General features: G+C 45.4%; 25 protein-coding genes, 1 tRNA gene and 7 pseudogenes. 11 read left to right on the forward strand and 22 right to left on the reverse strand.

Annotated elements, in window-relative coordinates; genetic code table 11:
* Positions 1 to 324: 324 nt before the first annotated feature.
* Positions 325 to 1,392, reverse strand: a complete 1,068-nt coding sequence (locus LG52_RS11275; RefSeq protein ID WP_044731999.1) for a hypothetical protein — start codon at positions 1,390 to 1,392, stop codon at positions 325 to 327.
* A gap of 278 nt (positions 1,393 to 1,670) precedes the next feature.
* The gene (locus LG52_RS11280; RefSeq protein ID WP_044732000.1) at positions 1,671 to 2,432 is read right to left on the reverse strand and encodes a YiiX/YebB-like N1pC/P60 family cysteine hydrolase; all 762 of its coding nucleotides are present in this window, start codon (positions 2,430 to 2,432) and stop codon (positions 1,671 to 1,673) included.
* Positions 2,433 to 2,806: 374 nt separating this feature from the next.
* Between LG52_RS11280 and LG52_RS19475 the strand changes: the two are divergent.
* Positions 2,807 to 3,232, forward strand: a pseudogene (locus LG52_RS19475) (hypothetical protein); the annotation flags it as partial.
* A gap of 129 nt (positions 3,233 to 3,361) precedes the next feature.
* Here the strand turns inward: LG52_RS19475 and LG52_RS11290 are convergent.
* Positions 3,362 to 3,775 (reverse strand): annotated as a pseudogene (locus tag LG52_RS11290) (helicase-related protein); the annotation flags it as partial.
* A gap of 97 nt (positions 3,776 to 3,872) precedes the next feature.
* Here LG52_RS11290 and LG52_RS11295 point away from each other — a divergent pair.
* Both LG52_RS11295 and LG52_RS11300 read left to right on the forward strand, forming a co-directional pair.
* A complete protein-coding gene (locus tag LG52_RS11295; protein WP_015375695.1) occupies positions 3,873 to 5,006 on the forward strand; it encodes an IS4-like element IS5377 family transposase in 1,134 nt (377 codons plus the stop codon).
* 447 nt (positions 5,007 to 5,453) lie between these two features.
* Positions 5,454 to 6,420, forward strand: a pseudogene (locus tag LG52_RS11300) (ISL3 family transposase); the annotation flags it as partial.
* Between the two features lie 46 nt (positions 6,421 to 6,466).
* Here LG52_RS11300 and LG52_RS19090 read toward each other — a convergent pair.
* The 6 genes and pseudogenes from LG52_RS19090 to LG52_RS20245 form a co-directional block, all read right to left on the reverse strand.
* Positions 6,467 to 6,868: pseudogene (locus LG52_RS19090) on the reverse strand (capsid assembly scaffolding protein Gp46 family protein); the annotation flags it as partial.
* A gap of 261 nt (positions 6,869 to 7,129) precedes the next feature.
* Positions 7,130 to 7,297 carry a hypothetical protein gene (locus LG52_RS20240; protein WP_197071933.1) on the reverse strand — a complete coding sequence of 56 codons (168 nt, stop codon included), beginning with the start codon at positions 7,295 to 7,297 and terminating at the stop codon, positions 7,130 to 7,132.
* Positions 7,290 to 8,888: a minor capsid protein gene (locus LG52_RS11310; protein WP_197074544.1), complete on the reverse strand. Its 1,599-nt coding sequence runs from the start codon at positions 8,886 to 8,888 to the stop codon at positions 7,290 to 7,292. Before LG52_RS11310 ends, LG52_RS20240 begins: the two co-directional genes overlap by 8 nt.
* Positions 8,869 to 10,026, reverse strand: coding sequence for a phage terminase large subunit (locus LG52_RS19480; RefSeq protein WP_082056125.1), 1,158 nt, complete (start codon positions 10,024 to 10,026; stop codon positions 8,869 to 8,871). The genes LG52_RS11310 and LG52_RS19480 overlap by 20 nt, the downstream gene beginning before the upstream one ends.
* Entirely contained in the window at positions 10,023 to 10,532 is a 510-nt protein-coding gene (locus LG52_RS11320; RefSeq protein ID WP_044732003.1) for a terminase small subunit, read from the reverse strand. Before LG52_RS11320 ends, LG52_RS19480 begins: the two co-directional genes overlap by 4 nt.
* A gap of 9 nt (positions 10,533 to 10,541) precedes the next feature.
* The gene (locus LG52_RS20245) at positions 10,542 to 10,697 is read right to left on the reverse strand and encodes a hypothetical protein (protein ID WP_197074545.1); all 156 of its coding nucleotides are present in this window, start codon (positions 10,695 to 10,697) and stop codon (positions 10,542 to 10,544) included.
* A gap of 176 nt (positions 10,698 to 10,873) precedes the next feature.
* Here LG52_RS20245 and LG52_RS11325 point away from each other — a divergent pair, with 176 nt between their 5' ends.
* The 5 genes from LG52_RS11325 (at position 10,874) to LG52_RS11345 (ending at position 14,044) form a co-directional block, all read left to right on the forward strand.
* Complete coding sequence (locus tag LG52_RS11325) at positions 10,874 to 11,065, forward strand: type II toxin-antitoxin system HicA family toxin (protein WP_033012080.1); 192 nt, start codon at positions 10,874 to 10,876, stop codon at positions 11,063 to 11,065.
* Positions 11,066 to 11,091: 26 nt separating this feature from the next.
* Positions 11,092 to 11,502 carry a type II toxin-antitoxin system HicB family antitoxin gene (locus LG52_RS11330; RefSeq protein ID WP_044732004.1) on the forward strand — a complete coding sequence of 137 codons (411 nt, stop codon included), beginning with the start codon at positions 11,092 to 11,094 and terminating at the stop codon, positions 11,500 to 11,502.
* A 130-nt stretch (positions 11,503 to 11,632) separates the two neighbouring features.
* Positions 11,633 to 12,814, forward strand: coding sequence for an IS701 family transposase (locus tag LG52_RS11335; protein ID WP_044732005.1), 1,182 nt, complete (start codon positions 11,633 to 11,635; stop codon positions 12,812 to 12,814).
* A 303-nt stretch (positions 12,815 to 13,117) separates the two neighbouring features.
* Complete coding sequence (locus tag LG52_RS11340) at positions 13,118 to 13,465, forward strand: hypothetical protein (protein ID WP_044732006.1); 348 nt, start codon at positions 13,118 to 13,120, stop codon at positions 13,463 to 13,465.
* Positions 13,466 to 13,789: 324 nt separating this feature from the next.
* The gene (locus LG52_RS11345) at positions 13,790 to 14,044 is read left to right on the forward strand and encodes a GlsB/YeaQ/YmgE family stress response membrane protein (RefSeq protein ID WP_044732007.1); all 255 of its coding nucleotides are present in this window, start codon (positions 13,790 to 13,792) and stop codon (positions 14,042 to 14,044) included.
* A 403-nt stretch (positions 14,045 to 14,447) separates the two neighbouring features.
* On the opposite strand, the gene LG52_RS11350 is transcribed toward LG52_RS11345, so the two are convergent.
* From LG52_RS11350 to LG52_RS21025, 8 genes and pseudogenes are all read right to left on the reverse strand, one after another.
* Positions 14,448 to 15,125: a restriction endonuclease subunit S gene (locus tag LG52_RS11350; protein WP_052524503.1), complete on the reverse strand. Its 678-nt coding sequence runs from the start codon at positions 15,123 to 15,125 to the stop codon at positions 14,448 to 14,450.
* Positions 15,122 to 16,340: pseudogene (locus LG52_RS11355) on the reverse strand (HsdM family class I SAM-dependent methyltransferase); the annotation flags it as partial. The pseudogene LG52_RS11355 and the gene LG52_RS11350, both read right to left, overlap by 4 nt.
* A 66-nt stretch (positions 16,341 to 16,406) precedes the next feature.
* Positions 16,407 to 17,558, reverse strand: a pseudogene (locus tag LG52_RS11360) (RNA-guided endonuclease TnpB family protein).
* Between the two features lie 254 nt (positions 17,559 to 17,812).
* A complete protein-coding gene (locus LG52_RS20250) occupies positions 17,813 to 18,352 on the reverse strand; it encodes an IS630 family transposase (RefSeq protein ID WP_044731106.1) in 540 nt (179 codons plus the stop codon).
* Positions 18,349 to 18,879 carry a helix-turn-helix domain-containing protein gene (locus LG52_RS20255; RefSeq protein WP_044732008.1) on the reverse strand — a complete coding sequence of 177 codons (531 nt, stop codon included), beginning with the start codon at positions 18,877 to 18,879 and terminating at the stop codon, positions 18,349 to 18,351. Before LG52_RS20255 ends, LG52_RS20250 begins: the two co-directional genes overlap by 4 nt.
* A 123-nt stretch (positions 18,880 to 19,002) precedes the next feature.
* Positions 19,003 to 19,602, reverse strand: coding sequence for a response regulator transcription factor (locus LG52_RS11375; RefSeq protein WP_044732009.1), 600 nt, complete (start codon positions 19,600 to 19,602; stop codon positions 19,003 to 19,005).
* Between the two features lie 140 nt (positions 19,603 to 19,742).
* Positions 19,743 to 20,111, reverse strand: coding sequence for an IS66 family transposase (locus LG52_RS21020; protein WP_052524505.1), 369 nt, complete (start codon positions 20,109 to 20,111; stop codon positions 19,743 to 19,745).
* Entirely contained in the window at positions 20,108 to 20,464 is a 357-nt protein-coding gene (locus LG52_RS21025; protein WP_052524506.1) for a hypothetical protein, read from the reverse strand. The genes LG52_RS21020 and LG52_RS21025 overlap by 4 nt, the downstream gene beginning before the upstream one ends.
* A 334-nt stretch (positions 20,465 to 20,798) precedes the next feature.
* Between LG52_RS21025 and LG52_RS19100 the strand changes: the two genes are divergently transcribed.
* Together LG52_RS19100 and LG52_RS19830 are read left to right on the forward strand one after the other, a co-directional pair.
* Entirely contained in the window at positions 20,799 to 21,374 is a 576-nt protein-coding gene (locus LG52_RS19100) for a YiiX/YebB-like N1pC/P60 family cysteine hydrolase (RefSeq protein ID WP_075261916.1), read from the forward strand.
* Between the two features lie 684 nt (positions 21,375 to 22,058).
* On the forward strand, positions 22,059 to 22,376 hold the full coding sequence (locus LG52_RS19830) for a hypothetical protein (RefSeq protein ID WP_156135639.1): 318 nt from the start codon (positions 22,059 to 22,061) through the stop codon (positions 22,374 to 22,376).
* 30 nt (positions 22,377 to 22,406) lie between these two features.
* On the opposite strand, the gene LG52_RS20260 is transcribed toward LG52_RS19830, so the two are convergent.
* The gene (locus tag LG52_RS20260) at positions 22,407 to 22,559 is read right to left on the reverse strand and encodes a hypothetical protein (protein WP_197074546.1); all 153 of its coding nucleotides are present in this window, start codon (positions 22,557 to 22,559) and stop codon (positions 22,407 to 22,409) included.
* A gap of 329 nt (positions 22,560 to 22,888) precedes the next feature.
* On the opposite strand from LG52_RS20260, the pseudogene LG52_RS19105 reads away from it, so the two are divergent.
* Positions 22,889 to 23,038, forward strand: a pseudogene (locus LG52_RS19105) (PLP-dependent transferase); the annotation flags it as partial.
* A gap of 47 nt (positions 23,039 to 23,085) precedes the next feature.
* Here the strand turns inward: LG52_RS19105 and LG52_RS20835 are convergent.
* From LG52_RS20835 to LG52_RS19110, 4 genes are all read right to left on the reverse strand, one after another.
* Positions 23,086 to 23,625 (reverse strand): IS630 family transposase, encoded by a 540-nt coding sequence (locus LG52_RS20835; protein WP_044732011.1) that lies wholly within the window; start codon positions 23,623 to 23,625, stop codon positions 23,086 to 23,088.
* On the reverse strand, positions 23,579 to 24,151 hold the full coding sequence (locus tag LG52_RS20840; protein WP_044732012.1) for an IS630 family transposase: 573 nt from the start codon (positions 24,149 to 24,151) through the stop codon (positions 23,579 to 23,581). The genes LG52_RS20835 and LG52_RS20840 overlap by 47 nt, the downstream gene beginning before the upstream one ends.
* A 267-nt stretch (positions 24,152 to 24,418) precedes the next feature.
* A tRNA-Val gene (locus LG52_RS11405) sits at positions 24,419 to 24,491 on the reverse strand.
* A 117-nt stretch (positions 24,492 to 24,608) separates the two neighbouring features.
* Positions 24,609 to 24,857, reverse strand: coding sequence for a hypothetical protein (locus LG52_RS19110; RefSeq protein WP_231584461.1), 249 nt, complete (start codon positions 24,855 to 24,857; stop codon positions 24,609 to 24,611).
* Positions 24,858 to 24,907: the final 50 nt, after the last annotated feature.

A 24,907-nucleotide genomic window follows, 5' to 3' on the forward strand; every position in this document is an offset into this window, starting at 1 on the left:
AAACTCTGTATTTTTTCTTTGCAGAAAACACTATACGTCAAGCCATCAGGTCCATGTTGTCTATCAAAGGGGAATTTACACAATAATTTGGACTTGACCCTATTGGTGCTGGATTCTGAAAATCTCGCTGATATTGGGCTGAATGGATACAAAGGCGTTCATACAGAAGTCATTACTTTAAAGTGCATATATATATTCATGAGACATGAACCTCCTTGTGGGTAGTTGGTAGCACATCTATTCTAACCAAGGAGTCCGGTTCATGCCTCCTTTTTTGTTTGGTTGTCAATTTATGTTGGTGAATTTGCTCATCTACAGTAAAGTTTATTTTTGCACCGCTTTAACTATACTACAATTCTCTCCAACTTTAATTTTTTTGATTATTTTACCGTTTTTAACTAATCGCAGAGTTCCATTTTGAGGATTAGAAACTAAGAATTCTTCGAATCGCTTGTTGTAGTCAAAATATGCTGGGTTTTTTATTGAAAAAAAAGATTCGCTTAAGTCATTTTTATCAAGTATTGTTAAAAACCCCCCTTGCATATCTAAATCCGTATAATTATTAATGTATAATTTATTCCCAACATTAATTATTTTTTGCGGGAAAGGTTTAGACAATTTCTTCTCCGAAATTATTTTACCATTATTCAAGTCTACAACCATAAGCTTATTTGTATATCTTTCAGGATTTTTTACCCATTCTGGCCTTGGCCCGTAAGAAAAACCTGTAAAAACACAGTACATTTTGTTATCTTCAATTACAAAATCACTTGGTGGTAATTCAATATTATCTTTAATAACAGGATGAAAGGAAAGGGATGCATCATTAGTTTGTATCCTATATACGTTGCTATGCTCACCGGATTTACCACCAGAATTTATAGTGATGAAAATTTCATTTTTGTAATGTTTAATTGTATTGACCATTCCACTGGTAAATGTCAATTTTTCTACTTTCCCATTAGACAAATTAACAACAAAAAAAGGCATGCCCTCTTTAAATATTTCAGATGAAGCAATGTAGGCTTTTTGGTTTACTACCGCATAAGACGATGGGATATGCGGCAACTTTAATTTCTTTTCCACATGACCACTCGAAAGGTTGATGATAAACATTGATGGTTTAGTTCCCATATATGTACCATCATCTATCGCATAAACTCGATTTCCATCTATAGAAAAGCTCTGAAATTTATTTTTATTTTCAATTTCTTTGACTATATTCATCTTTTTATCAAGAAAAATTAATTTGCTATCTCCATGAGTAAGTGCAACAAAGGCTGGGTTCACCTTCAGTTTTGTATCGTTTTGGGCGGCTGTGTCTTTCGATTTCTCGCACCCAACAATTAAAAACAAACAAATGCAATAAATGAAAATCATGATTTTCTTCATTATACAGTCCCCTCGTAAATAAGTGTTCATTAAAACTAGGACTACTTAAAAATTGAGTAAAGTATTATCAATAAAGTTAGCTTTATTTTTATTAATAAGGCAACGTGGCTTGTCAATTAATTATAAAATGACAAGCCACAGGAAATATAGGTTAACAAACTGTTTAAAAAATTAAGAAAAATTAAACTATAAAATTCTTCTCGTTGCTAAAATAAAGATAAAGAATATGGTTTCTAAAAATTATTTTACCATCAGGTATTACGTATTAGTCAGCAGAGTCATGAACCAGTTGCAAATATTTTAGTATCTCCGTCTTGATAAATATCATCCGGATAAACGTATAACCCACCATCGTAATCTAAATCACGATTCCCCATATCATAATACGCTTTCCATGCTAACTTGCTACAATACCACGTACTAGTATCCGACTTGTAAGAACCTACGAATTTATATGGTTCTCCCAATTGGTTTTTAATGTAATCACGGGCAAGAGTTCTAAATTGCTGTTCTAAAGTATTGACATATAAACCAACGGCCTGGTCGTAGTTTCTAAATTTCCTTGCCGTGGAATAGTGAACATTACTTTGTCCGTCACCAGGTTGGTTTTCTACATTCGCTTCAATGAATGCATATGAATCTAAACTACCGGTATAATAAGCACCGTCCCATACAGCAGCATGACGATAATACCCCCATGCTACTGAACCATCATGTACTACAATAATATCGCCAGGTGCAAACGCCGCGAAAGATATGTTATTTGTACCTTTTGGTGAACCGAAAGAATCACCAGGTGCCCAGTCCGGCTCAGGGTCATCCTTGTCATAACCTTTTTTAACTCCTAATTCTGATTTTTTTACCAAGTCATACTTATCAATATTCACACTTTGTTTGAGTTTCTCTTTTTGTTCTAAAACTTCTTTGCTTTCGTTGTTTACAGCTATTGAGTCTGCAAAAGCATAGTTTACTAAATTAAATCCAGATAGTAGTGTTGCAAACGATGAAGCCATCAAAAATTTCTTAAATTTTCCTTTCAAATAAATCCCTCCTAAAATAATTAATTTTCATTTTACCAAAACCATTGATAAATATAATATTAATCCAAATTATACTATTTTTAATATATTTATGGTATATTTAATTTTCGGCATATTTCTACATTAAATCTCACATTTCGCACCCTCTCGACAAACATCGAGAGGATTTTTTTTGTTCTGATGTCGAATGAATCCTTGACACACAAGGAAAGCAAAGGAGTTTTGCCCACCATGGATGTTCGAATTCGCGCGATTGATGAAAGTTCCTATTTAAATATCATATTAAATATCATAAGCACCATCTTCAAGGATCTTGACCTCCCTCAGCTGATGGACCGGCTGGTTCCGATGGATCCCCAATGCCAAACCCGAACCAGCGGAAGCAAGCGAAGATCGAGGACGAATGGATTTACGTGGCGGATTCCGCCGTGATGACGAAGGACACGCTTTCGCAAACGAAAGCGGCGAACGCCTTTTTGATCACCAGAGACCCTTCGCCGCTCCGGATCATGAAACAGGCGTTGGCTGAAGCTGATGCTCAGGACACGGCGTGGAGCGATCCTTTTACGCTGGCGTAGAAAAACGGCGCCACGCATCGGGTATGGGAAACGGCCTCGACGTATGAAGGCCATCCGGTCCGTCCGACCGGGCAGGCGATTTTTCAGCTGTTCTGGTATGTGAAAGTCGTTCTGTTAGAGCTGCCGGATGGGCAAATTCAGCGTTCACTGGGCCGTCCCCTCACCCCTGAGCAGCGAAGGGTTCTGCAAGGGCTGGGACTGGATGAGAGCATTTACGTGTAACGTTATGCGGAACGACCAGCGATGGTAAAAAAAGGATTGACATCGCTCGTCGTGTTGACCGAAAAGTTATTCTAAAAAACTAAATAAAAATCCTTTGTTTCTACCCTGTTAAGGTGCGAAATGTGAGTTGACATCATCTATCTGTTCCCTTTGAAGGATTGCCTGTTGCATTAATGTTGGCAAGTCGGCTGCATGTTCCTCAAGGAGGTCGCCGATAAAGTCATATACTAGGTCATGACCTAAGTCCTTTCGCATTTGTTCCATCTTTGTCATTAATGTTATGAGTACGCGCCCTTCCCTCGTATTGCCTGCCACCAGGTTGAAGACAAACACTTCATTCCGCTGTCCAATGCGGTGAATTCGTCCCATCCGCTGTTCAAGTTTATTCGGATTCCACGGAATATCGTAGTTAATCATTTGATTACAAAATTGCAAATTAATCGTTTCCCCTCCAGAGTTGGTCGCCAGCGTGACTTGGCATTCGTCTTTAAACTTATTTATTTGCTTTCTCCGTTCTTCCATTGAAAATAAACCAATCAGGCGTGTTGATTATCCAATAAAATCCAAAGGGTATAGAAAAAAGAGCACCTTTCCTGTAGAATGTGAGTAGCGACACAAACAAACCCAGGAGGTGCTCTCTATGAACAAGCATACCACACTCCCGAATTTGATGCAAAAACTTGTTTCGGATGAAGAGATTCAACTGATTGCCGAAGCGGTTGGGTATCGTGATTCGTCTCGAACCTTTACGTTGCGCGAGTTGATTCACTTCTTCCTGCTGGCCGCCATGCATCAATGGAAAAGCTTTCGCCACGGAGCCGATGTGGGGCCTCTGTATGGATTGCCGCGATTCCATTATTCAACTGTATCCAAGAAAGCGAAAGAAGTTCCCTATGACATCATGAAACGCTTGTTGGCGTTGATCATTTCCAAGTGCAACCGCCAAACCCGCCGTTCGCTTCGGTTTCCCAAACCGCTTCGGGTGGTGGATTCGACGACCGTCACGGTCGGGAAAAACCGCCTGCCATGGGCGCCGTATCACGGCGAACGCGCCGGAGTGAAGCTGCACGTCGCGTATTCGCCGGAATCCTCGTTGCCGGCAGACGTGGTGGAAACCATCGGACTGCGTCATGATGGCCCGGTGGGAGAACAGTTGACGAACGCTCAACAAGTGCTGGTGGAAGACCGGGCGTATTTCAAAATCGAACGCCTCGATCGATTTGTGGAGCAGCATCAGCTCTTTGTCATTCGGATGAAGGACAACATCGAACTTCATCAGAAAAAAAGCTTGAAACGCCTTTCCAGCACATCCTCATCGGTTCAAGCCGACTTCACGTGCCAGTTGGGGACGAAACAATGCCGCTCCACCAAGCGTCACCGGGTGGTGATCTTTCGAGATGCGAATGGCCGCGACATTCGGGTCGTGACGAACCTCTTCCATGCGTCTGCGGAAACCATTGCCGACATGTACCAACAACGTTGGACTGTTGAGGTCTTTTTCCGTTGGGTGAAGCAATATCTGAATGTCCCGACCTTGTTTGGCACGACGGAAAATGCGGTATACAACCAACTGTTTGCGGCGTTCATCGCGTATGTGTTGCTGCGATGGCTGTATGATCAAACCAAAAAACAGACGAACGTCTCTCTTTCCTTCATTTCGTTCGTTCGCCGTTTTTTCTCTGGGCAGCTTCCTCTCGATTGGAAATCCGGGATGGCCGCTGCTTTGTTTGAGTATGCCCAAATTTATGGAAGGCGTATGTATAATTTTGGATAATCAACACTCGTGTAAACCAATAATTTTCGCTGTTTCTATGCCATATGCCTGCAACATCTTTTCCAAATACTCTAACGTATCCGTCCATTCCGTGAAAATGGGGATTTTTTCCCTTTTTCACAATAATCCTTCAACACCAAACAATGTTTTTTCAAGCTCCAACCATTTCTGTTCGACACCATGCTCCCGAAGATGACGCAAATAAGCGATAAGCTTCTTTAACTCCGCCATTTCTAACCGAGTTCGACAGCGACTAGGCAAATCGAGTAGGAGGGGTGGCTAACCATACCCGTCAAGTTTAGCGGTATAAAATTTTTAAGGCTCTTCACCACAAGTTGTACTTGAGATTTTAAGATAGGTATGCATAGGGAAAATAGAGGGTACAAAAAATGCGAATGTTCCTGTATGGTAAAGGTGACCAAACCAAACCATTGGAGGAAAATTCGCATGTACGCTCAGTTTATCAAAAAACTCATCGATTTACCAGATGTTTTGATTCAAAAGGTGCGAAAAGAAGAAGAACGTTGGATTTTCGAACTTTCTCTGCCTGAACAATGCCCGTTATGTCCTGCCTGCTTGAAGCGCACGATCAAAATGACATGCAAAAAGAAGCAATGGATGCATGGCTATGCTCAACGAATCGGAATTTTTTGGATTGAACTTCCTGTCGAGCGCAGACGTTGTGGTACGTGTGGCATGACATTCAGCACGTCTTATCCAGCCATCTCTCCTCGAAATGTAGCGACGGATGCGTTTCAGCAATGGGTAGCGCAATCTTGCATCGGAACATCCATTCAGGCAGTGGCTCGTATGCTCAAACTTCCTTAACACGACCGTGGAACGTTGGTTTTATACCCATGCCCCTTCCTTCCTATCGAATGAAATCCAACCAAAGGCGGTTTGTGTCGATGAGTTTGCTTTTCGAAAGGGGCACGACTATGGGGTGGCGATCATGGATGCGGAAACGGGAGAAGTGTATGCGATTGAAGCAGGAAAGAATGAGGAAGCGATTCGATGTGCATTAGCGTATGTATCTGGTTCTGCTCGGTATGTCGTCAGCGATTTGGCTCCGGCGATGAAAAAAGCCATTCAAGGAGCGTGTCCAGAAGCGAAGCATGTGGTCGATTATTTTCATGTGATTCAATTGTTTACGGAAGCGTTGGATCGATTCCGCAAATCCTTCGGAAAAGGGAACAAGGAACACGGGCATGTTCGGTATGCTTGCCGCTTATTGACCCAGCGCCCCGAGAAACTCACCGAGGGGGAACGCCAAACGGTGCGGGAGTGGCAGAAAGAGAGCGATTCCTTGCAGGCAGTCTATCAATCCCTTCAACATTTTCGTTATGTATCCAAAAGCCAAAACGAGCGACAAGCGAAACGTCGTTTGAACGCTTGGATTCATCGGTATTTGTTTCCTTCTCAGCCAACGTTTCGAGCGCCGTCGCCCGAAGTTCCCGCCGCGTGATCTCGGCCTCGCGCTTTGCCAGTTCCTCTTCGCGCTTCTTGCGCTCGTACTCGGCCTTTTGCTCAGCGTTCATTTTGGCGAGCTTTTCGGCTTCGGTCTTGGCCTCGGTTAGTTTAGTTTCGAATTCCTTTTCCCACTTGGTACGTTCTTCTGCCAAGCGTTTCTGAATGATACGGTTTACGTCATCCTGGGTGAAGGTTTTAGCACCTTCGCCGCCTTTGTTGTCACCAGAAGCACCGCCAGAATTGTTTCCTCCATCCGGGGTGCCAGCATTACCACCAGCTACGTCGCCACCTGGACTTGCTCCGGTACTGGCAGTTCCACCACCAGCGCCACCGTCAGTTGCAAAGAATTGTAAATCTATTGGAAAGAGAAATCTGTTAATCTTCATGGTCATAACCTCCCGTTTTACGCCCGTCGGCTAAATCTCCATGCAGCTTTTAATGTCATCAGCATGTTTTGGACAAGAAAAAACGGCCCTTATTCGGACCGCTTGTTAATTGAGTTAATCAAGTTAAGAATGATCAACGTCGAGCAGATTATGATAGTGATCAGAACACTATTTGACACGTTATCACTCCTTTTCGGATAAAATAAAAAGCCGCTTAATCAGCGGATAAAATAAAAAACACTCTCCGCTTTGTTGTTACGGGAGTGCTTATTGTGGTATTACTTTTTCAATTTCATCTCGTGTGACTTGAATTGTTTCCCAATCGGCCGGTGAAGACCCAATATCAACCAAGAATAACTCCTGATCGCCAAATACTTCAACTACCGCGCCTTCGCGTCCATCTTTTAAAATGACATGATCAAACTCTTTAATCATTATTGCCCTTCACTTCCTTGATATAAGTCGATGTCATCCTCGTTGTATTTTCATTCACTATCCACCCAACAATTACATTGGCCGGCCTTCTGTTTTTTCCATAAAGAATCATTTTTTGCTCATATAGTTCTCCAAAATTATTCTTGCCTTTCTGAGTAGCCGGGTAAATCGCCGCACGTTTTATTATTTCCTGCTGCAGTTCCTTCCAATTATCCGCATTATATCCTAATCTGCTAGTGAAGGCAACGCCTTTTGCCCATCCTTTTTTATTGTCAGGGTTAAACAGATATTTTGTGAATTTCTCGTCTGCGGCAGTTGCATTTTCAGCATTTGGAAGCTTTAATTCGGGATTCGAAATCAATCGATTTCTCCTGCTATAATCCAATTTTACCAAACTCCAGGCTTCACTATCACCATATTTCAAATTCTGAAATGACTCAAAGGATTTCGGAGCATCGTCTCCGAGCACCTCCTTGTACCGCTCATATTGTTTATAATCGGCTACCTTATTCAGGATTTGCTTATCCAGCGCTACAATCCGATCTTGACTGTGTTTCTCTTCGATATTTTTCCTCCACTGTTCATAACTCATATCAGCCGGCACAAGATACGTTTTCCCAGTCACCGGATCCCGGGCCCGGCGCTGGATGTTCTGCAGCGTCTCGGGGCCAAAATATGCCCGCGTCGTGCTGCGGCAATACGGATGCAGCGGCGGCATATTCTTGCCCGGTACAGCGTCTTTGACGTTATACACCTTCCGGTCATGCGCCCGGCACTGGGGAGAGGTCCGAAGATCGAGCGTCGCAACGAAAATATATTTTTCAATTTCAGCTTCCTTGTAACTTTCTATCTCCGCTGCGTTGGCCATATATGTTGTTTCAGTGCGGACCAACCGAGCCGCGGCGTGCTTGCCTACGTTGAAGCGTTCTTCAATCTCTTGAATCATCTTTCGTACCCCGATGCCACTCATAAATCCTGCCGTGATAACTTGATTCAACTGCCTGGCCAGTTCATCCGTATTGCTCCAAATCCGGCTGCTGAAATGTTCGCCGGACCATGGATTTTTCAGGATCGTTTCAACGGTTTGTATAGGCATGGTAGCGAATTCGAACCCGACGCCGAGACCGCGCTGAATATCAAACATCGTCCGATAGTAGGCTTCATTGATCGTGCCGATGTACCCTTCCGTACTGGCCCGGATCTCGGCATCCGCAATGATTTTACATTGGAGATAAATTTGCTCCTTGAGTGCCTGCAGCCGCGTGATCCTGGCCCGATATGCCGGGGCGTTCAATCTATTCAGCAGCTGCCGTCGGTTTTTTGGATCCTCGATTTCAGCTATTTTTGCTTTGATTTCTTCCCATTCGCTCCGATTCATCGGCTCATTGAGTAGCCGCCTGGCCTCCTCAGGCGTCATTTGTCCGTCTTTGGCAAAGCGGTTGAAAATCCGCACGATCTCGTCCTGTATATCCCGGATCGCCTTGTCATAGGCCCGTGTGATCGTTCGGATCGTTGCCTCGGCCTCCCGCTGATACGACGCCATCCGCTGCCTGGCCCGACGCTCCCAATACTCATTCGATGGCGTCCTCATCGGCATTCACGTCCTCATTCATCGGTACGCCAAATGCGGCTTGATTTCGCTTAATATCATCTTCTTTTTCAGCATTAACCGCATCAACTTCGGCTTGCGGGTCATGCACAAAAGAGAGTTGCGATATGAGTGTTGGTGTGGAGACCATTCCATTCAGCGTCGCGATCATCTGCGCGGTTTCCAAGTCGTTCGCCGGAAGATTCCGCGTCATCGTTATCGTTACGTCCGATACATCGACGGCTTTGCCTTTCACTTTCAGCACATTGGCAAACAGTTTCAGCCGCTCACGCAAGCCTTGAATGAAGTACCGCTCTTTAATCTTGGCTAATTGTTCCAATCCGAGGAGCTTATACTTCATGGCCACGCCAGATGCATTCGCGGCAAAGTTCTCATCCGTGAGATTTGGCACCATCGCAAATTGATGAATGTCGTCTCGGATGGCATTCCGAAGCACTTCAGTGTCACTCTCATTCAGGCTTTTAACTAGCCATTCCGCATCGGCGTCCTGACCAGGTGGAAGTTCAAGCACTTTATATTTTTTAAGCATTTGAATGACTTGGCTCGCTTGCTCTTCATCATCCCCCAATACGACACCTTTCAATTCCTCCGCGTTTACCCAATTGCGCTGTGACTTCGTCGGATTAAAGCTGTAAAACACGACAAATTTCGGGCCGCCGCGAAGAAAGGTCTGATTGATCGTCCGGATGTCTTCCGGTAGGAATTCATCGACTTCCTCATACCAGACGTATTTGATATAGCCACGCCGGAGCTTGGAAGATTTCACTTTCTTCGGCTTATCGGCGCCGCGGAAAATGATTTTCTGGCTCGTCGGCAGGTATGTCAGGCTCATCGGGCTTACGCTATCATGCCACAAGTGCGAGACGCCCAAAACTTCGATCGCCCATAGCAGTTGTTCAAATACGCTTTCGCGGAGGTTTTCTTTGACCTTTCGCAGCGCAACGGCGTTGGCGTTCGGATCGCACATCATCCCAAGGATAATCTCGATACTGATAAACGACGATTTCGTGCTACCCCGGCCGCCTTTGAGCCAGTAATGCGTGTATCGTTCTTCCTTGAGCGCATGGTGAACCTCGTAAAAGCTCGGCGCGATCAAATCGGTCAACTCGATTTTGGTCACGAGCTATCCGATCCTTTCGGCACGTTGTCGATGATCTGCACCGCACCCTGGACGTCCACCTGCTGCCGATCCAGCCATATGCCGAAACGTTTGCCGAGCAACTCTAGCGCGCGGATCTTGTCGGCGAACCTGATTTCGCGCTCGATGCCAGTTCCATTTTCCGTCGGAATCGCCTTTACCTTCACGCTGGCGATCGCTGCGCGGTCATCGGCGCTTGTATCATAAAGCAATTCGGCGCTATCCATGTTGACAAGCTGCGTCGGGTCTAGGAAGGCGATCCGTGCGAGCTCACGGATGATGCGCTCCTGATTGACACCAGTACGCTTCGACAATTCTGCCATTCGCTCGTCTATATACGCGCGAACCTTAGCATTTTTTAACAATCGTGAAGCTTGTTCAGCAGCTGACCTCGGACTATATCCAGCACGAATGGCAGCTTGAGTAGCATTCAGATCAATCAAATACTCGTCCGCGAAACGTTTTTGTTTTTCATTTAATTTACTCATCTACCTCCCTCACTTTCTTCGAATCGCCCCGCGCACTCGCTTGTACGTGTCGCGTCGAACGCCCATAATGTCGAGCCAGTCGCGATGACTCAATCCTTTTCTTTTCTTCTTTGCCTTTAATTTTTTTATCTCATCGCCCGATAAATGGTCGCTTAATTTATACATCCTCATCACCCCATGCCATAAAATAAGTGCCTAGCTTTTGACTAGGCACTCAAGAAAAAGGAGGACTTCTATATATTAGTGGCATTTACACGACAAAAAAAAGCAAAAAAAATTAATCAACAAAATATTGATACGTATTATAATACGTGTTATAATATAATCAAGGAGGGAGGGAAATGAAGAGTTATTCTTCAAAGGAATTAATAAAAATCATACAACAAGATGGATGGTACATAGTAAGAACAAGTGGCAGTCATCATCAGTTTAAACATCCCAGTAAACCTGGACTAGTAACCATCCCTCATCCAAAGAAAAACTTACCGATCAAAACAGTAAAAAGCATACTCAAACAGGCGGGGCTATTATAAGCCCATCCTAAAGGAGGTTAACATATATGCATAAAAAAGACCGCTATATTTATCCAGCTATTTTCGATTATGGTAGCGATGGAATATCTGTTGAGTTTCCTGATCTTCTTGGCTGCTTTACTTGCGGAGATACAGAGGAAGAAGCTTTTAAAATGGCCAAAGAGGCGATGGCATTACACTTATACGGCTTGGAGCAGGAAAATGAAGAGATTCCTCAGCCTTCAAAAGTATCGGAAATTCAAACAGAAAACAATCAAGTAATCGTGTTCATCGAGGTATGGATGCCACCTTTCAGACATGAAATGGAAAACAAAGCCGTTAAAAAGACATTGACTATCCCGAAATGGCTTGATGATTTAGCCAGAGAACATAACGTAAACTATTCCCAAATCCTTCAGGAGGCATTAAAGAAGCATCTTGGCGCCACCGACCGATAATTAAATAAATTACTGTAGATGAGCAAAATCACTAACATAAATTTACATCAAAACAAAAAAGGAGACATGAACCCGATTCCTTGGTTAGAATAGATGTGCCTACAACTACCCCCAAGGAGGTTCATGTCTCATGAATAGATTCGCACATCATCAAGGAATTCACAAGTTTTTCACGGTGTTAGGATTGGCGCTTTATTTCTCAAAACCTGTCCTAAAGCATCTTGTTCATATCGTGGATGCAATGATGACAAAGGGCTTTTCGGGAACGTTGACCGATCTCCATCACGGGAGCTTTCACCCCAATCATCGAACGACACTCAGCCATTTTTTCACGAAAAGCCCTTGGGAGGAAGAAACGCTGCTTCGCAAACTCCAGCAGTGGATCCTTCGTCGCGTCGAACGAAGCGCGAAACGAGAGAATCAACCCATTTTTGTTTCGATCGATGACACGATTTGCCAAAAAACGAAGCCCTCGCCACGGGCAACAAACGCCATTCAAGGGTGTGATTGGCACGATTCTCACGCAGAGAAAAAGTCGATCTGGGGACATTCTCTCGTTTGGCTTATGGTTCATACTGCAACCCAGGCGTTTCCCTTTGCCTTCCGCCTTTATGATAAGACGGCTGGGAAAAGCAAGGGGGAACTCGCGATCGAGATGCTTTCTTCGTTGGATGTGAATCGTCCCGTTTATGTGCTGATGGATTCTTGGCATCCATCGAAAGCGCTCGTGGAAGCTTGTCTGAAAAAAGGATTCCATGTCATCGCGATGCTCAAAACGAATCGGATTCTCTATCCGAACGGTGTCGCCGTTCAAGCGAAGCAGTTGAGCCGCTCCATCGAACCAGACGACACTCGCCTCGTCACGGTGGGAGAAGAGCGCTATCGCGTCTATCGCTGCGAAGGAGCGCTCAACGGTCTCGATGATGCGGTGGTGCTGCTGGCTTGGAAAGCCGATCAGCCGTTGACACCCGAACATCTTCACTGCGTCTTGAGCACCGACCGAGAACTAAGCGAAGAAGACATCTTGCGCTGCTATGCCGAGCGTTGGTCGATCGAATGTTTCTTTCGTCAAGCGAAAGATCAGCTGAAACTCGATGGATACCGCGTTCGCGGGCGTCGGACGGTGAAACGGTATTGGATCTTGGTGCAGCTGACTTACGTGTACAGTATGTTCGAGTCCAACTGTGATTTTTCGGATGGGCTCGATCTTCTGCGCAAGAGAAAAGGACATAGCCTCGTGGAGTTCATTTACAGCGCAGCAAAACAAAATATTCCTATTGACGCCGTGAAAAAACAGCTCCACGTGGCATAAGGGGGTACCCTGTTTGTCTCTTTTTGTATGGTAATTATTGTTATGAAAAATGCTCAACTACAGTTATTATAAATTCCTAAAAGTGATAAACGAGAAACAAATATTTTGATTAACGAAGAGGCAGATCCACCCGTTCCCTCAAAACGCCGCTATGATCATTGACATGAACTTTCCAACCTCACCCACGACGCCGCAACTCGAGCCAACGATCAATCAAATGAAAACGGAGAAAAAGCTTGTTCAAAACGTAGTTTTCTTTCCCTGCTCCACGTTGTATAATCAAAAAAGAGGAGGTGAACAAGCATGGAGCGCGATACGGTTGTGAAAGAAGTGGTTGAGGCGCTGAAAATATTTTCCCGCGACATCCGCACCCAAATTGACGAAATGGGAAGCCAGCTGAGAGCGGAAATCCAAGACACCGCTAATCAGCTGAGAGCGGAGATGCAAGACACCGCCAACCAACTGAGAGCGGAAATGCAGCAATTTCGCGCCGAGGTGAACGAGCGGTTCGACCGACTCGAGCAAAAATTCGCTGGCTTGCGCGTGGAGCTGACAGAAACGCAAGAAACCGTCCATTTCCTCGCGTCCAAAACCATCCAGCATGAGAAAAAACTCCACCATCTTGCCAAGCAGCTTGAATTCATTCGCTAGTTTTCCTTCATCCGAAAGCCGCGTTTGACTGCGAGTCAAGCGCGGCTTTGATTTTTGCATCTCGGCTTCTTCGATCCCGGATCAAATCCCCCCCCTGCTCGGCCGCGCACGAAGGCGGAAGAGAAGCTAACGATTTATCCGTCATCATGAACACAATTGGTTTCCAATACGCAGCCAAAACTCTGTCCCCGGACAAAACGCCAAAAACAGAGAACGCGCGCCGATAAAGTATGATGGGGCTTTTGCGTGCATAATTACTGCTCCTTTTGACGCACAATATAAATACGAAAGAAGCCTTTTCATGAGTTGAGGGAGGAATTATCCATGTCGTTTCTTTGGAGCTTAATCGTCGGGGGCGTCATCGGTTGGCTGGCAGGTCTTCTGACAGGACGCGATATTCCTGGAGGGATCATTGGCAACATTATCGCCGGGTTTATCGGAGCCTGGCTTGGAACGGCGCTCTTTGGCAACTGGGGGCCGACCATCGGCGGATTTGACATCATCCCAGCCCTGATCGGTTCCGTCATTCTCATTTTGCTTGCAAGTTTTGTCATTCGCAGATTGCATAGGGCGGCGTGAACGACGCCCCTTTCGCGCTTTGTAGCCGAGATCGGTCTGGTCAGTTTCTTGAGGTACAACCAAAACCAATCGGCTTTATCCATAGGTTCCCCCCACTTACATGGATTGCATGGAAGTGGGGGTGTTTCCGACCAAAGTCACAGACGACACAACGGTAGCCGTACTTTTGCAGGCAAAGATTCCACGCCCTTGCATTTCGTTCATACCGATTCACGGCAAGCAGCTTTTTTGCCGCCTTCGCGCACATCGATCAGCGGGTATGGCCAGCGGCTCGGCATAAATTTTCATTGTCATCCCTTACAATGCCAAGGGCATGATTCGATCAAGCGAACAGCGTCACCGCTGTCCGCTTGACGAGAGCAACGCTTCTTTGACCAACTCCATCGCGTGTCCATCGTTCGGGTCATTCGTCCCCAACTCGCCGCGGAAGGCTTTCTGGAGAACGGATTGTTTTAATAAATCGAGCTTTTCCTCCACTGCCAAAACGAGTTGTTTTTCGTTCTCTAATTTTTCTAATAAGTTGTCGAGTTTCTCGGCGATGCGTTTTTGTTCGTTTAGGGGGGAGTGGGAAAGGCAGACTTTCAATGAGAGCACCACTTATATTTGGCTGTGCTCCACCATACGCCAATTTCGAAATTTCTGTCGAGGAACTAATCACAAAATAATTTCTATACACTACATATAAAATGTTATCATTAATCGTTTTAATATTTCCAACGCGTTGGTTTTGCATAGCGATTTCGTCCGAATTATATATACCTATTTTCCCAGTAGTAGCCCCAGACATTGCGATTAATAAGTCGCCTTTGCGCACCAAAAACTTTTCATTGTAGAGCTCCCTAGGAACCCTAACAGCGGTTTCGAGAGTTGTTTCCATACCATTTAAATCGGATATTCGAATTATTGGTATACCCTCATCAGAATAATCAGTGCTTTTAAATGCATATCCATTAAATAATTTGGCAACAACTCCAAATTTCACCCACACCCAATTCCCCGGCACTTCGTACGGCTGCTCGTCTTTGGGCACGAGCGCTTCTTCGAGCAGCTGTTCCATCGATTTTGGTTTGGCCTTGCTCATCGTTCTGACACCTCGAGTCGTTCGGCGACGTGGAGCATTTCAGTTTTGGCCGGTTCGTAGCGGGTCGGGTGTTCGGCCGCTTTCAGTTCGGCAATGACTTCATTGAGCAGCGAGATGGCGAGCTCTAATTTCTCCACCGCTTCTTCGGCCGAGTCGATCGGGTCGGGCAAGTTGTCGTACACGGACAGCGATTCGTCGGCGATGAGACCGATGTCGAGGCTGTCGCCTTTTTTGGCGATGTCGGCGCGGGTGAAGACGTTCCACCGTTCATCGTCGACTTGATGGCGGTCTTCGGCGGTGTAGGCTTTCATAAATCCGGCGAAATGGTCTTTCATCAGCGGATTGCGCTTGCCAAACGACGGCATGTTCGTGCGAAGATCGTACACCCACCCATACTTCTTTCGTGTTGCCCGTGTCTGTTTCCCCGCGGGTGAAGAACAAGACGTTCGTTTTCACCCCTTGGGCGTAGAAAATGCCGGTCGGCAAGCGCAAGATCGTATGGACGTTGCATTTGTCCATCAAGTCGCAGCGGATGTCGGCGCCGACGCCGCCTTCAAACAGCACGTTGTCGGGCACAACGACCGCGGCGCGCGCCTTGCCGTTTGGTCTGAGCGCCCGGTAAATGTGCTGGAGGAAGTTCAGCTGCTTGTTTGACGTCATAAACGTAAAGTCGGTCCGTGTCGCCCGTTCGCCGCCTTTTTTTGTGCCAAACGGCGGGTTTGTCAAAATGACGTCATACCCTTTCAGCTGTTCGCCAAGGGGAGAGAGCGTGTCGCCAAGCAAAATGTCGCCGTGCACATCATGCAAGAGGGCGTTCATGACCGCGAGGCGGTGCGTGTCGCGGACGAGCTCGGCCCCGGAGAACGCTTCATATTTCTGGAACCGAATTTCTTCTTCCGATAAATCAAAATAGTCGTCCGTTTTCGCCCGGACGTGGCGGCTGGCGGCGATCATAAAGCCGAACGTCCCCGCCGCCGGGTCGTGGCAGCGCTCGCCGGGCTTCGGGTCCACGAGTTCGACGATGACGTCAATAAGCACGCGGGGGGTGAAATATTGCCCCGCGCCTGATTTCAATTCGCTCGCGTTTTTCTCAAGCAGCCCTTCGTACAAGGCGCCGAGCCCTTCTTCTTTCGCGTTGTACCAGTCAAGCGCGTCGATGGTGCGGATGATTTTTTCCAAGTTTTTCGGCTCACGGATGTTGGACGTCGCGTCGGTTTGACACTCCACACGCCTAAAGGGCGTGGGATTCTTGGGTCGTTCGCGTCCTCATCCATTTCTGGTTCAGACAACGCCCAAGTTCAGGGGTGTGTCATCACCCCGTCCCATCGGGTTAAGATGTACCCCAATGGGCGGCGCACCTGTGACCCGTGCGCTAGGTTGGGCGGCGAAGCCCGAAATCGCTTTGGCGATGTTGATCGCGCCATTTAAGTCGGCGTGGATGGTGTATCCGCATTTTTTACACGTAAAGTGGATGCCATTGCGATTTTCCTTTTCCCGATGTCCACATTTACACGTTTGGCTCGTATAAGTCGGATTCACCCACTCGACCCGAATGCCCGACATTTCGGTTTTGTAGGCAATCATCGTTTGCAGTTGATGGAACGCCCATGAATGAAGACTTCGTCCCGCTTCTTTGGCCGAAGCGGCTCGTTTCCGAATCCCCGCCAAATCTTCCATCCGAATCACGCCAACACCGTTGGCAAGGGCAAAACGGACGATTTGATGGCTGATTTTATGGTTCATATCCTTCATCCAGCGGGACTCTTTATCGCCGATTTTGCGAATCATATGAAGCTTCTTCGCTTGGCCCAACGTTCGCCGCAAAGCCGCGTATCGCCGGCGTATGAAGGCGCATGGATTCCCTTTGAAGAATAAAGATTTGGTTCCGACACTAGCAACAGCGATATATCTTAGCCCTAGATCAATTCCCATTACTTTTGTTTCTTTCCGTCGTTTGACTTCAAACGTGATGGGAATGGCTACGTACCATTTCTTTTTCTTTTTATAGAGTACAGCTGTTCCTTGTTTTGCCGTTCCGTTCATGATTCGATCAAGCCATGTTTGTTGATAGGGACGCACGACAACGGGTACGCCTATTTTTTTCTCCAATGTTGGAAAAGCAACCGTGTAGAAATCTCCTTTCTTTTCTATTTTTAAGTTTTGATTATGAAAGCAACACCACCGTTTTTGAAACGTCTTTGCCTTCTGATTTTTCTTTTGGGACTTCACTTCTCGAATCGTCTGATTCACGATAGCAGAAGGAAACTTTTGTGGCGAAAAGTCTTTGAATATCTTGCTCGTTGCTTTGTTTCATTCAGGATGATGCCATAGCCAATTCGCAAATTCTGTGTTCCATTCGGTCATTCGCTCGTACATTTCCTGTTTGGCTTTCGTTGGGTTGTGCCGTTCCAGCCTGAGTGTGATCGTGGGCATGGATTCACCCCCTTTTCTTTTGCGATTCCACATCGCGTTCAGTTGTTTTCGTTCTTCGATACTCTTGTCCCATATATGAATTATATCCGTTTAACGATTATACTGCGACACTTAAAGATAAAAATGGCTGCTCGAAGCAATCCGATTAAGGATTACCGAGCAACGCCGTCTTTCATCCCACGATTGAAACCGTGGGATGAAAGACGTTTTTTCTGTAAACTATATAAATGCACCTTGAAAAGTTAACTTTTCGATTACGCGGAACACCCCAAGCGCCGCAACACTTCCTCCGGGCGTTCCTGAATGTAATGAGCAAATCGTTGAACCGCTTGCACGATCTCGTGGCGGTCTTTGTGAAAGGCGTTGGCGATCATCGTATCCTTCAGCCATTTCCACAAACGCTCGATCGGGTTGAGCTGCGGCGAGTAGGGAGGCAGATACAGGAAATGAAAACATTGTCCTTCTTCTCGCAAAAAGTCCTTCACCATTCGAGCGTGATGAATCCGGGCATTGTCCAAGACGAGCGCAATGATCCGGTTGGGATGCCGCTCTTTGAGCAGGCGCAAGAAATCCAAGAACGTCGCAGCGTTGGCGGCTTCTGTTTGGTGAAGCACGATGTCCCCATCGTGGACGTTCACCGCGCCAAATACCGAAACATGGGCATGATGGCCGAATGTCGGCACACGTTTTTGACGGCCGACCTCGGACCAAGTGGATCGCAAGACATGATAAGAGCGGATATGCGTTTCATCGATGTACAGAAGAACGGCATCTTCTGTCTCCTTGGTGATCAAGTTTTTTTTATCAAATCCATTTGCTTTTCAAATTGCTTTTGCTCATCCGGATTCCCTTTCGCCAGCGTGTACGTAGGGCGAGTCCATGACAGACCTTGACGGTGCAGGAGTTTTCGCAGCGCTTCACGGGAAAGGCAAACACCAAAGTGCTTTTCGACATAGGATTGCAGGAGTTTGGTGTTCCAGGCCGAAGCGGCGTCCCAGCCCAGTTCCGCGGGAGTGGTGGTCAACACAAGCTGTTTGATCTCTTCCTGCTGTTCTTCGGTGAGAAACGGCTCCCGTCCAGGGGCGAAATCCCGATGAAGCAAGAGCTCCAGACCGCCTTCGTTGAACAGCGGCACATAATGGGAAACGGTTTGTCGGCACACGTTGACCATGGAGGCCGCCTCTTTGCCCAAATAACCTTCCATGACCAAACGAACCGCCATCACCCGTTGGCGAAGAAGCGCGTTTTTGATTTTCCGTTCCTGTTTGCGAAGCGTCCGTGGCGTCCATCCGTGATCATGGGTGATGTTGAGACGTTTCATGAATGATCCCGCTCCTTTTCCATAGGTTTCCTTAGGAACAGGATAACCGGAGTGTGCATCGGTTATACGAAGGTTAACTTTTTAATGAGCATGTATATAGTTAGATTTTTCGACTAGCACCTTTCATTTTATGAGTTGTAACCGCAGCGCTTCGGCAACCGCTCCTGTTCGTGACAACACCCCTAATTTTCCGAAAATAGAAGAAAGGTGACGTTCCACTGTTCGTTTGCTTATATTTAGCTTTTCGCTGATTTGCGCACTCGTTTGATCATCTGCCAGCATTTGTAATATATCTATTTCAATTTTTGTCAAACAACATTTCATTGAACATGTAGTCTTACTGTCAAGCAAGAAAAGCCTCCCCCCCTCATTGCTGTCACGTATCGCATGTGCCAAATGAGTAGAAACTTTTTCTTTTGGTAATATCGCAGCTATACCTGCTTCATATGAAGATAAGGCAAATGGTGGATAATTGCATAGCATAATGACATTTATCGTGGGGTGTGTTTCCTTCGCGTTTTTTATCCAGTCAAGTACTTTTATTATGTGCATGTGCATATTTATCACAATGACGTCTGGTACATGTATATGTACAAGAGTGTCTAGTGAATCAAGACAAGAAACAGAACCAACAACAGTTATGCCTCTTTCTTTTTCTAATAATTTTTCCAAACCAAGCAAACAGATAGGATCAGAATCAACAAGCAATGTACGAATAACCATACCATTTCCCCTCTACTATTTTTTACTAAATTCTACTTCATTTAATAAACTTTGTCATTTGTTTCGTATCCATTCAGCCCAATACTAGCGAGATTTTCAGAATCCAGCACCAATAGGGCATTTCCCGTATCGAAAATGCCCTAGGAGGAATGGAGAATCGTTTGGAGAGACTCCCCGCTTAGAAGTCTTTGCAACGATTCCCAAACCGGTTTCTCATGTTTTTGCAGGGTGGACATGACGCTGCGCATGACACAGAAAGCCTCGGCATCGTCTTCCTGACGAAACGTTCCAGAAATTTTTTGTTTGACTTTCACCATCCGCAAATCGCGCTCGGCTTGGTTGTGGTCAAACGGCACTTCTTTCTTTCGCAGGAAGAGAAGCGCTTCTTGCTTGCGCTTTTCTAGGCGCTGGATGAAATGTTGCGCGTTGCGGGCGCCTTCATGCTTGCCTTGTCGGCAACGCTCCTTGAGTTCTCGGCGGCCATTCGCTGGAACTTTGCATTGGGTCACGCGGTGAAGGACTCGGTGGTCAGGATTGAGGACTTGACGGAACGTCGTTCCTCGGTGCCCCGGCTGCCCTCCCAGCTGTTTCTGCGACGGTTGGCGAGAAGGAGATTTCGCTGCAAACCGGTCAGAAGACGGCGGCAAATGGCTATTGGTGCTGTTTTTTTTGTACGGGCTTCTAATTCTGCAATACGTGCTTTCCATTGTTGATTTTCTTGACGAAGTTGCTGGTTTTCTTGTCTTAATTGTTCGTTTTCTTTGATGAGTTTTTCGATGGTTTGTGCTTGGCGCTTAATTTTTGCGACCATGCTTTCGAGTGTAAAGACCGCTTGTTGGAAATCAAAAACAACGTTTGCCATCCTGTTCACCTCCCTTGTCTTGGATGGTGCTAGTATAGACAAGGGGAGCAGAAATAAACCGGATCTCGTAAACTTTTTCTATGTAACGGCTGAATAGTTACTTTGTTTCGAAGAAAATGGCGGATTTTCGTCAGGTAATTGGCGGAAAATACGGATTTTTCCATATGTTTATTTTAGTAAATTAAAAATAGCTGATCAGCTATTTTTTGAGAAGGAATTGGGTAAGAGCATGAATACTGTATAAATACAGATTGATTTTCTGATACAAGCAAACTGTTTTGATTGTTCTTCTAGTCAATTTACTATGATTGTGATTTAAGAGGAGTGTTAGTATATGAAAAAATTAAAATCTATTTTACTTGTTTTTTGTTTTGTATTATTTACCTTTAGCTTTAGCAATTTGACTTTTGCTGAAATTAATATTACTCCTCAAGCTATTCCTCCTGAGTATTACCCAGGAAGTTCAGTTGTAATTAAACCTGGAGATGTTTTGGTAACAAATAATACCTCTTCTTATGGGGTTACAGGTCATGCGGGAATTGTAATTGATGCTTACGGAACAGTAGCGTCAATTCGAGGAAGTGGGTATCACCCAAGAACTTGGGGAATAGGCGATTGGTTTGCTGAATATCCAAATGAAAAAGTGGTTCGTTATAGTGGTGCAAATGCTACAGCAGCGGCAAATTGGGCAGCAAACTATGTAAAAAATTATCGTAATGCCTATTACGATATTAGTCCTCTATATTACATGGATTCTACGTATTGTTCTAAAATTGTATGGCAAGCATATTACTATGGCGCTAATTATGAATTACCTACTGTATATAATCCTCTGTTCCTAACTAGTATTTGTAAACCATATGATTTACCTAAGGCTGGAACCGTTGTTTTAACGAAGGGTAGTTGGTAAAAGAGATATAGGCTCTAAAGTCGAAAAAATTTCGATATTACTATAGATGAGTAAATCACTAACATAAATTTACAATAAAACAAAAAAGAGATATGAGCCCAATTCCTTGGTTAGAATAGATGTGCTACCAAACCATTCATAAGGAGGGTTCATGTCTCTTGAAAAGAGGCTGATTTATGTTATCTTTGTTTTTTAACTTTCTATTTTTTTTCCTCATTCTAGTCCTTATTTTTGTAATAGTTTTTAATGATTTTATCTCTAAAAAATTACTCAGATATCTCTTTCCGTGTTTGATTATTTTAATTTTTCTAATTCCCTTAATAGGTCATTCAAATCTATTGCTAAATTATCAGTTACGAACTCAATTAGACAAATTATCAGTTGATAAAGTGAATTTCCTCTCAGATAAGAAGGCGGTAGAAGAGATCAATTCGTTAGATCATCCGCTTCGATTTAAAATTCTATCAAAGACAAAAAAAAGAAATAATATGTTTGATTTCGTTATCAAAACGGAAGATAATAAACATAAATATTTGATTCGAATGGTAAATTATACTGAACCATTTAAATGGGTTCCATTTAACGACTTTCAAATAAATCAAGTGAATAAAATTGAATAATATAACCCGTAGTGCTATATAGATGCAACGAAAAAGTTTAACATATCCTTGATGGAAAAGTCGCTTGTCCATTTTTCAGCTGACGGAAGGACCAAACAACCACCCGTTTCACAGCCCATACATGGGTCTGAAAGTCGCATTGTTCGGTCCCCTTCAAAGACGGTCGCGCCCAACGCGGCAACGCCGCTTCCAGACCATACACGGCGCTGGAGGCGGCGTTGTTTGCGACTTGCCGCGCCAGGCAAAGCAGGCAGACAACCCTTTTCACACACAAACGGTTCTTGATCCAGCCGCCGACCTTAGTAAACCAAAAAAGACGGCGATCGTCTCATCACCGTCCAGCGCCAACGCCCCAACGAACTTGCCGGGCATCGTCGCCTGACAGCCCCTTCCGTTTCCTTTGTGCATCCGATTACGTGCGTCGATAGATGACATCACCGACAATAATCGTGATCAAAGAAATCAACATCGTCAATTTGATCACCTTGTAGTCTAAAAAGCGCAGCACTTGTTCTTCAAACATGTAGACGAAAAAGAAAATGACCATCAGCACGGCAACAAACAAGACAAACTTTTTTTCGATTCATGGAAACCGATTCTCCTTCATCAGAATGTATCCAATACATTGCCCGTCGTTTTGATCATATCGTCGGAAATATATACTTTTTTCAGATTGGTGCGCTTGCTGTCACTGTAGACAAAGTGATACGCGTCATATATATATTGATCATAATAATCACGTAATACCGTATGATTTTTACCGTCGTCCAGTACGGTTTTATATAAGTTGCAATTTTGTTTTACATGGCATTGTTCGCTCTTCTTGCCACCGTGCCAGCTTGTCAGGTGATAAAGACGGGACATGGAGATCGGAAATTCTTTATTGCAACTTATATAAGTGCAGAAGACTTAAAAGCATCCGGCGTGACAGAAGATATGATTCGGTTATCGGTCGGAATCGAAAACGTGGGCGATTTAATCGAAGACTTAGAACAAGCGATCGAAGCAGCGACAGGTGTGCGGTCGATATATTCGCAAGTGTAGGTATGAAAGATGCTATATAAATGCACCTTGAAAAGTTAACTTTTCGATTACGCGGAACACCCCAAGCGCCGCAACACTTCCTCCGGGCGTTCCTGAATGTAATGAGCAAATCGTTGAACCGCTTGCACGATCTCGTGGCGGTCTTTGTGAAAGGCGTTGGCGATCACCGTATCCTTCAGCCATTTCCACAAACGCTCGATCGGGTTGAGCTGCGGCGAGTAGGGAGGCAGATACAGGAAATGAAAACATTGTCCTTCTTCTCGCAAAAAGTCCTTCCCCATTCGAGCGTGATGAATCCGGGCATTGTCCAAGACGAGCGCAATGATCCGGTTGGGATGCCGCTCTTTGAGCAGGCGCAAGAAATCCAAGAACGTCGCGGCGTTGGCGGCTTCTGTTTGGTGAAGCACGATGTCCCCATCGTGGACGTTCACCGCGCCAAATACCGAAACATGGGCATGATGGCCGAATGTCGGCACACGTTTTTGACGACCGACCTCGGACCAAGTGGATCGCAAGACATGATAAGAGCGGATATGCGTTTCATCGATGTACAGAAGAACGGCATCTTCTGTCTCCTTGGTGATCAAGTTTTTTTATCAAATCCATTTGCTTTTCAAATTGCTTTTGCTCATCCGGATTCCCTTTCGCCAGCGTGTACGTAGGGCGAGTCCATGACAGACCTTGACGGTGCAGGAGTTTTCGCAGCGCTTCACGGGAAAGGCAAACACCAAAGTGCTTTTCGACATAGGATTGCAGGAGTTTGGTGTTCCAGGCCGAAGCGACGTCCCAGCCCAGTTCTACGGGAGTGGTGGTCAACACAAGCTGTTTGATCTCTTCCTGCTGTTCTTCGGTGAGAAACGGCTCCCGCCCGGGGGCGAAATCCCGATGAAGCAAGAGCTCCAGACCGCCTTCGTTGAACAGCGACACATAATGGGAAACGGTTTGTCGGCACACGTTGACCATGGAGGCCACCTCTTTGCCCAAATAGCCTTCCATGACCAGGCGAACCGCCATCACCCGTTGGCGAAGAAGGGTGTTTTTGATTTTCCGTTCCTGTTTGCGAAGTGTCCGAGGTGTCCATCTGTGATCATGGGTGATGTTGAGACGTTTCATGAATGATCCCGCTCCTTTTCCATAGGTTTCCTTAGGAACAGGATAACCGGAGTGTGCATCGGTTATACGAAGGTTAACTTTTTAATGAGCATGTATATATACTGCAAATAATCTTTTTTGATATCTCTTTTTTATAGAACTATCGACTTCTTTATAAATTTTTTCGCTAAACATAGCCTCCCCCATATAACCAAAAACTTCAAATAAAACTGAAAACATAAACAAAAAAATCCCTTGAAGCCTTGTGGCTCAAGGGATTTCACTTGATGATTCCGACTGGGCTCGAACCAGCGACCTCCACCCTGTCAAGGTGGCGCTCTCCCAGCTGAGCTACGGAATCATATGTTGTTCGCTGTTGAACACATTTTTAATTATATAAACGGAAATACAGGTTGTCAACTATTTTTTAAAAAATAAGTGTTCACTGTGAAAAAGGGGAAGCTCGTGACATCCTCGATCAGAACAACCCGTGATCGAACGGCTCGAGCAAAAGCGGGGTATACCGGCGGCGGGCGGATTCGTACTGTGTGATGATGCGGCGGCGCTGCTGTTCGACAAGAGTCACGGTTTCAACCAGCTCAGTGGCAAACTGCGGGCTGACGGTCGAGCCGACGCCGCGTTCAAGGATGAGTGAGGCGGCGAAGTGGAATATGATTGACACACAGACGGACAAGTAACCAACACGGAGGGAGATCGTACAGCGCATCGCATTTTTCTATTACATTCTCATTGTCCTATCAAACGAGAATCAGTATA

The sequence above is a fragment of the Geobacillus kaustophilus genome (assembly GCF_000948285.1).
Taxonomy (GTDB): domain Bacteria; phylum Bacillota; class Bacilli; order Bacillales; family Anoxybacillaceae; genus Geobacillus; species Geobacillus thermoleovorans_A.

Coding starts and splice junctions, on each gene's coding strand:
- LG52_RS11325 (WP_033012080.1), top strand. CDS start 10,874: ATGAAGAGTTATTCTTCAAAGGAATTAATAAAAATCATACAACAAGAT.
- LG52_RS19110 (WP_231584461.1), bottom strand. CDS start 24,857: ATGCGCTGTACGATCTCCCTCCGTGTTGGTTACTTGTCCGTCTGTGTG.
- LG52_RS19100 (WP_075261916.1), top strand. CDS start 20,799: ATGAAAAAATTAAAATCTATTTTACTTGTTTTTTGTTTTGTATTATTT.
- LG52_RS21025 (WP_052524506.1), bottom strand. CDS start 20,464: ATGGCAAACGTTGTTTTTGATTTCCAACAAGCGGTCTTTACACTCGAA.
- LG52_RS11345 (WP_044732007.1), top strand. CDS start 13,790: ATGTCGTTTCTTTGGAGCTTAATCGTCGGGGGCGTCATCGGTTGGCTG.
- LG52_RS20840 (WP_044732012.1), bottom strand. CDS start 24,151: ATGAAACGTCTCAACATCACCCATGATCACAGATGGACACCTCGGACA.
- LG52_RS11340 (WP_044732006.1), top strand. CDS start 13,118: ATGGAGCGCGATACGGTTGTGAAAGAAGTGGTTGAGGCGCTGAAAATA.
- LG52_RS20245 (WP_197074545.1), bottom strand. CDS start 10,697: ATGTATAAATTAAGCGACCATTTATCGGGCGATGAGATAAAAAAATTA.
- LG52_RS11375 (WP_044732009.1), bottom strand. CDS start 19,602: ATGGTTATTCGTACATTGCTTGTTGATTCTGATCCTATCTGTTTGCTT.
- LG52_RS11295 (WP_015375695.1), top strand. CDS start 3,873: ATGAACAAGCATACCACACTCCCGAATTTGATGCAAAAACTTGTTTCG.
- LG52_RS11275 (WP_044731999.1), bottom strand. CDS start 1,392: ATGAAGAAAATCATGATTTTCATTTATTGCATTTGTTTGTTTTTAATT.
- LG52_RS11335 (WP_044732005.1), top strand. CDS start 11,633: ATGAATAGATTCGCACATCATCAAGGAATTCACAAGTTTTTCACGGTG.
- LG52_RS20255 (WP_044732008.1), bottom strand. CDS start 18,879: ATGAAACGTCTCAACATCACCCATGATCACGGATGGACGCCACGGACG.
- LG52_RS11330 (WP_044732004.1), top strand. CDS start 11,092: ATGCATAAAAAAGACCGCTATATTTATCCAGCTATTTTCGATTATGGT.
- LG52_RS20240 (WP_197071933.1), bottom strand. CDS start 7,297: ATGATTAAAGAGTTTGATCATGTCATTTTAAAAGATGGACGCGAAGGC.
- LG52_RS11310 (WP_197074544.1), bottom strand. CDS start 8,888: ATGAGGACGCCATCGAATGAGTATTGGGAGCGTCGGGCCAGGCAGCGG.
- LG52_RS11320 (WP_044732003.1), bottom strand. CDS start 10,532: ATGAGTAAATTAAATGAAAAACAAAAACGTTTCGCGGACGAGTATTTG.
- LG52_RS11350 (WP_052524503.1), bottom strand. CDS start 15,125: ATGAGCAAGGCCAAACCAAAATCGATGGAACAGCTGCTCGAAGAAGCG.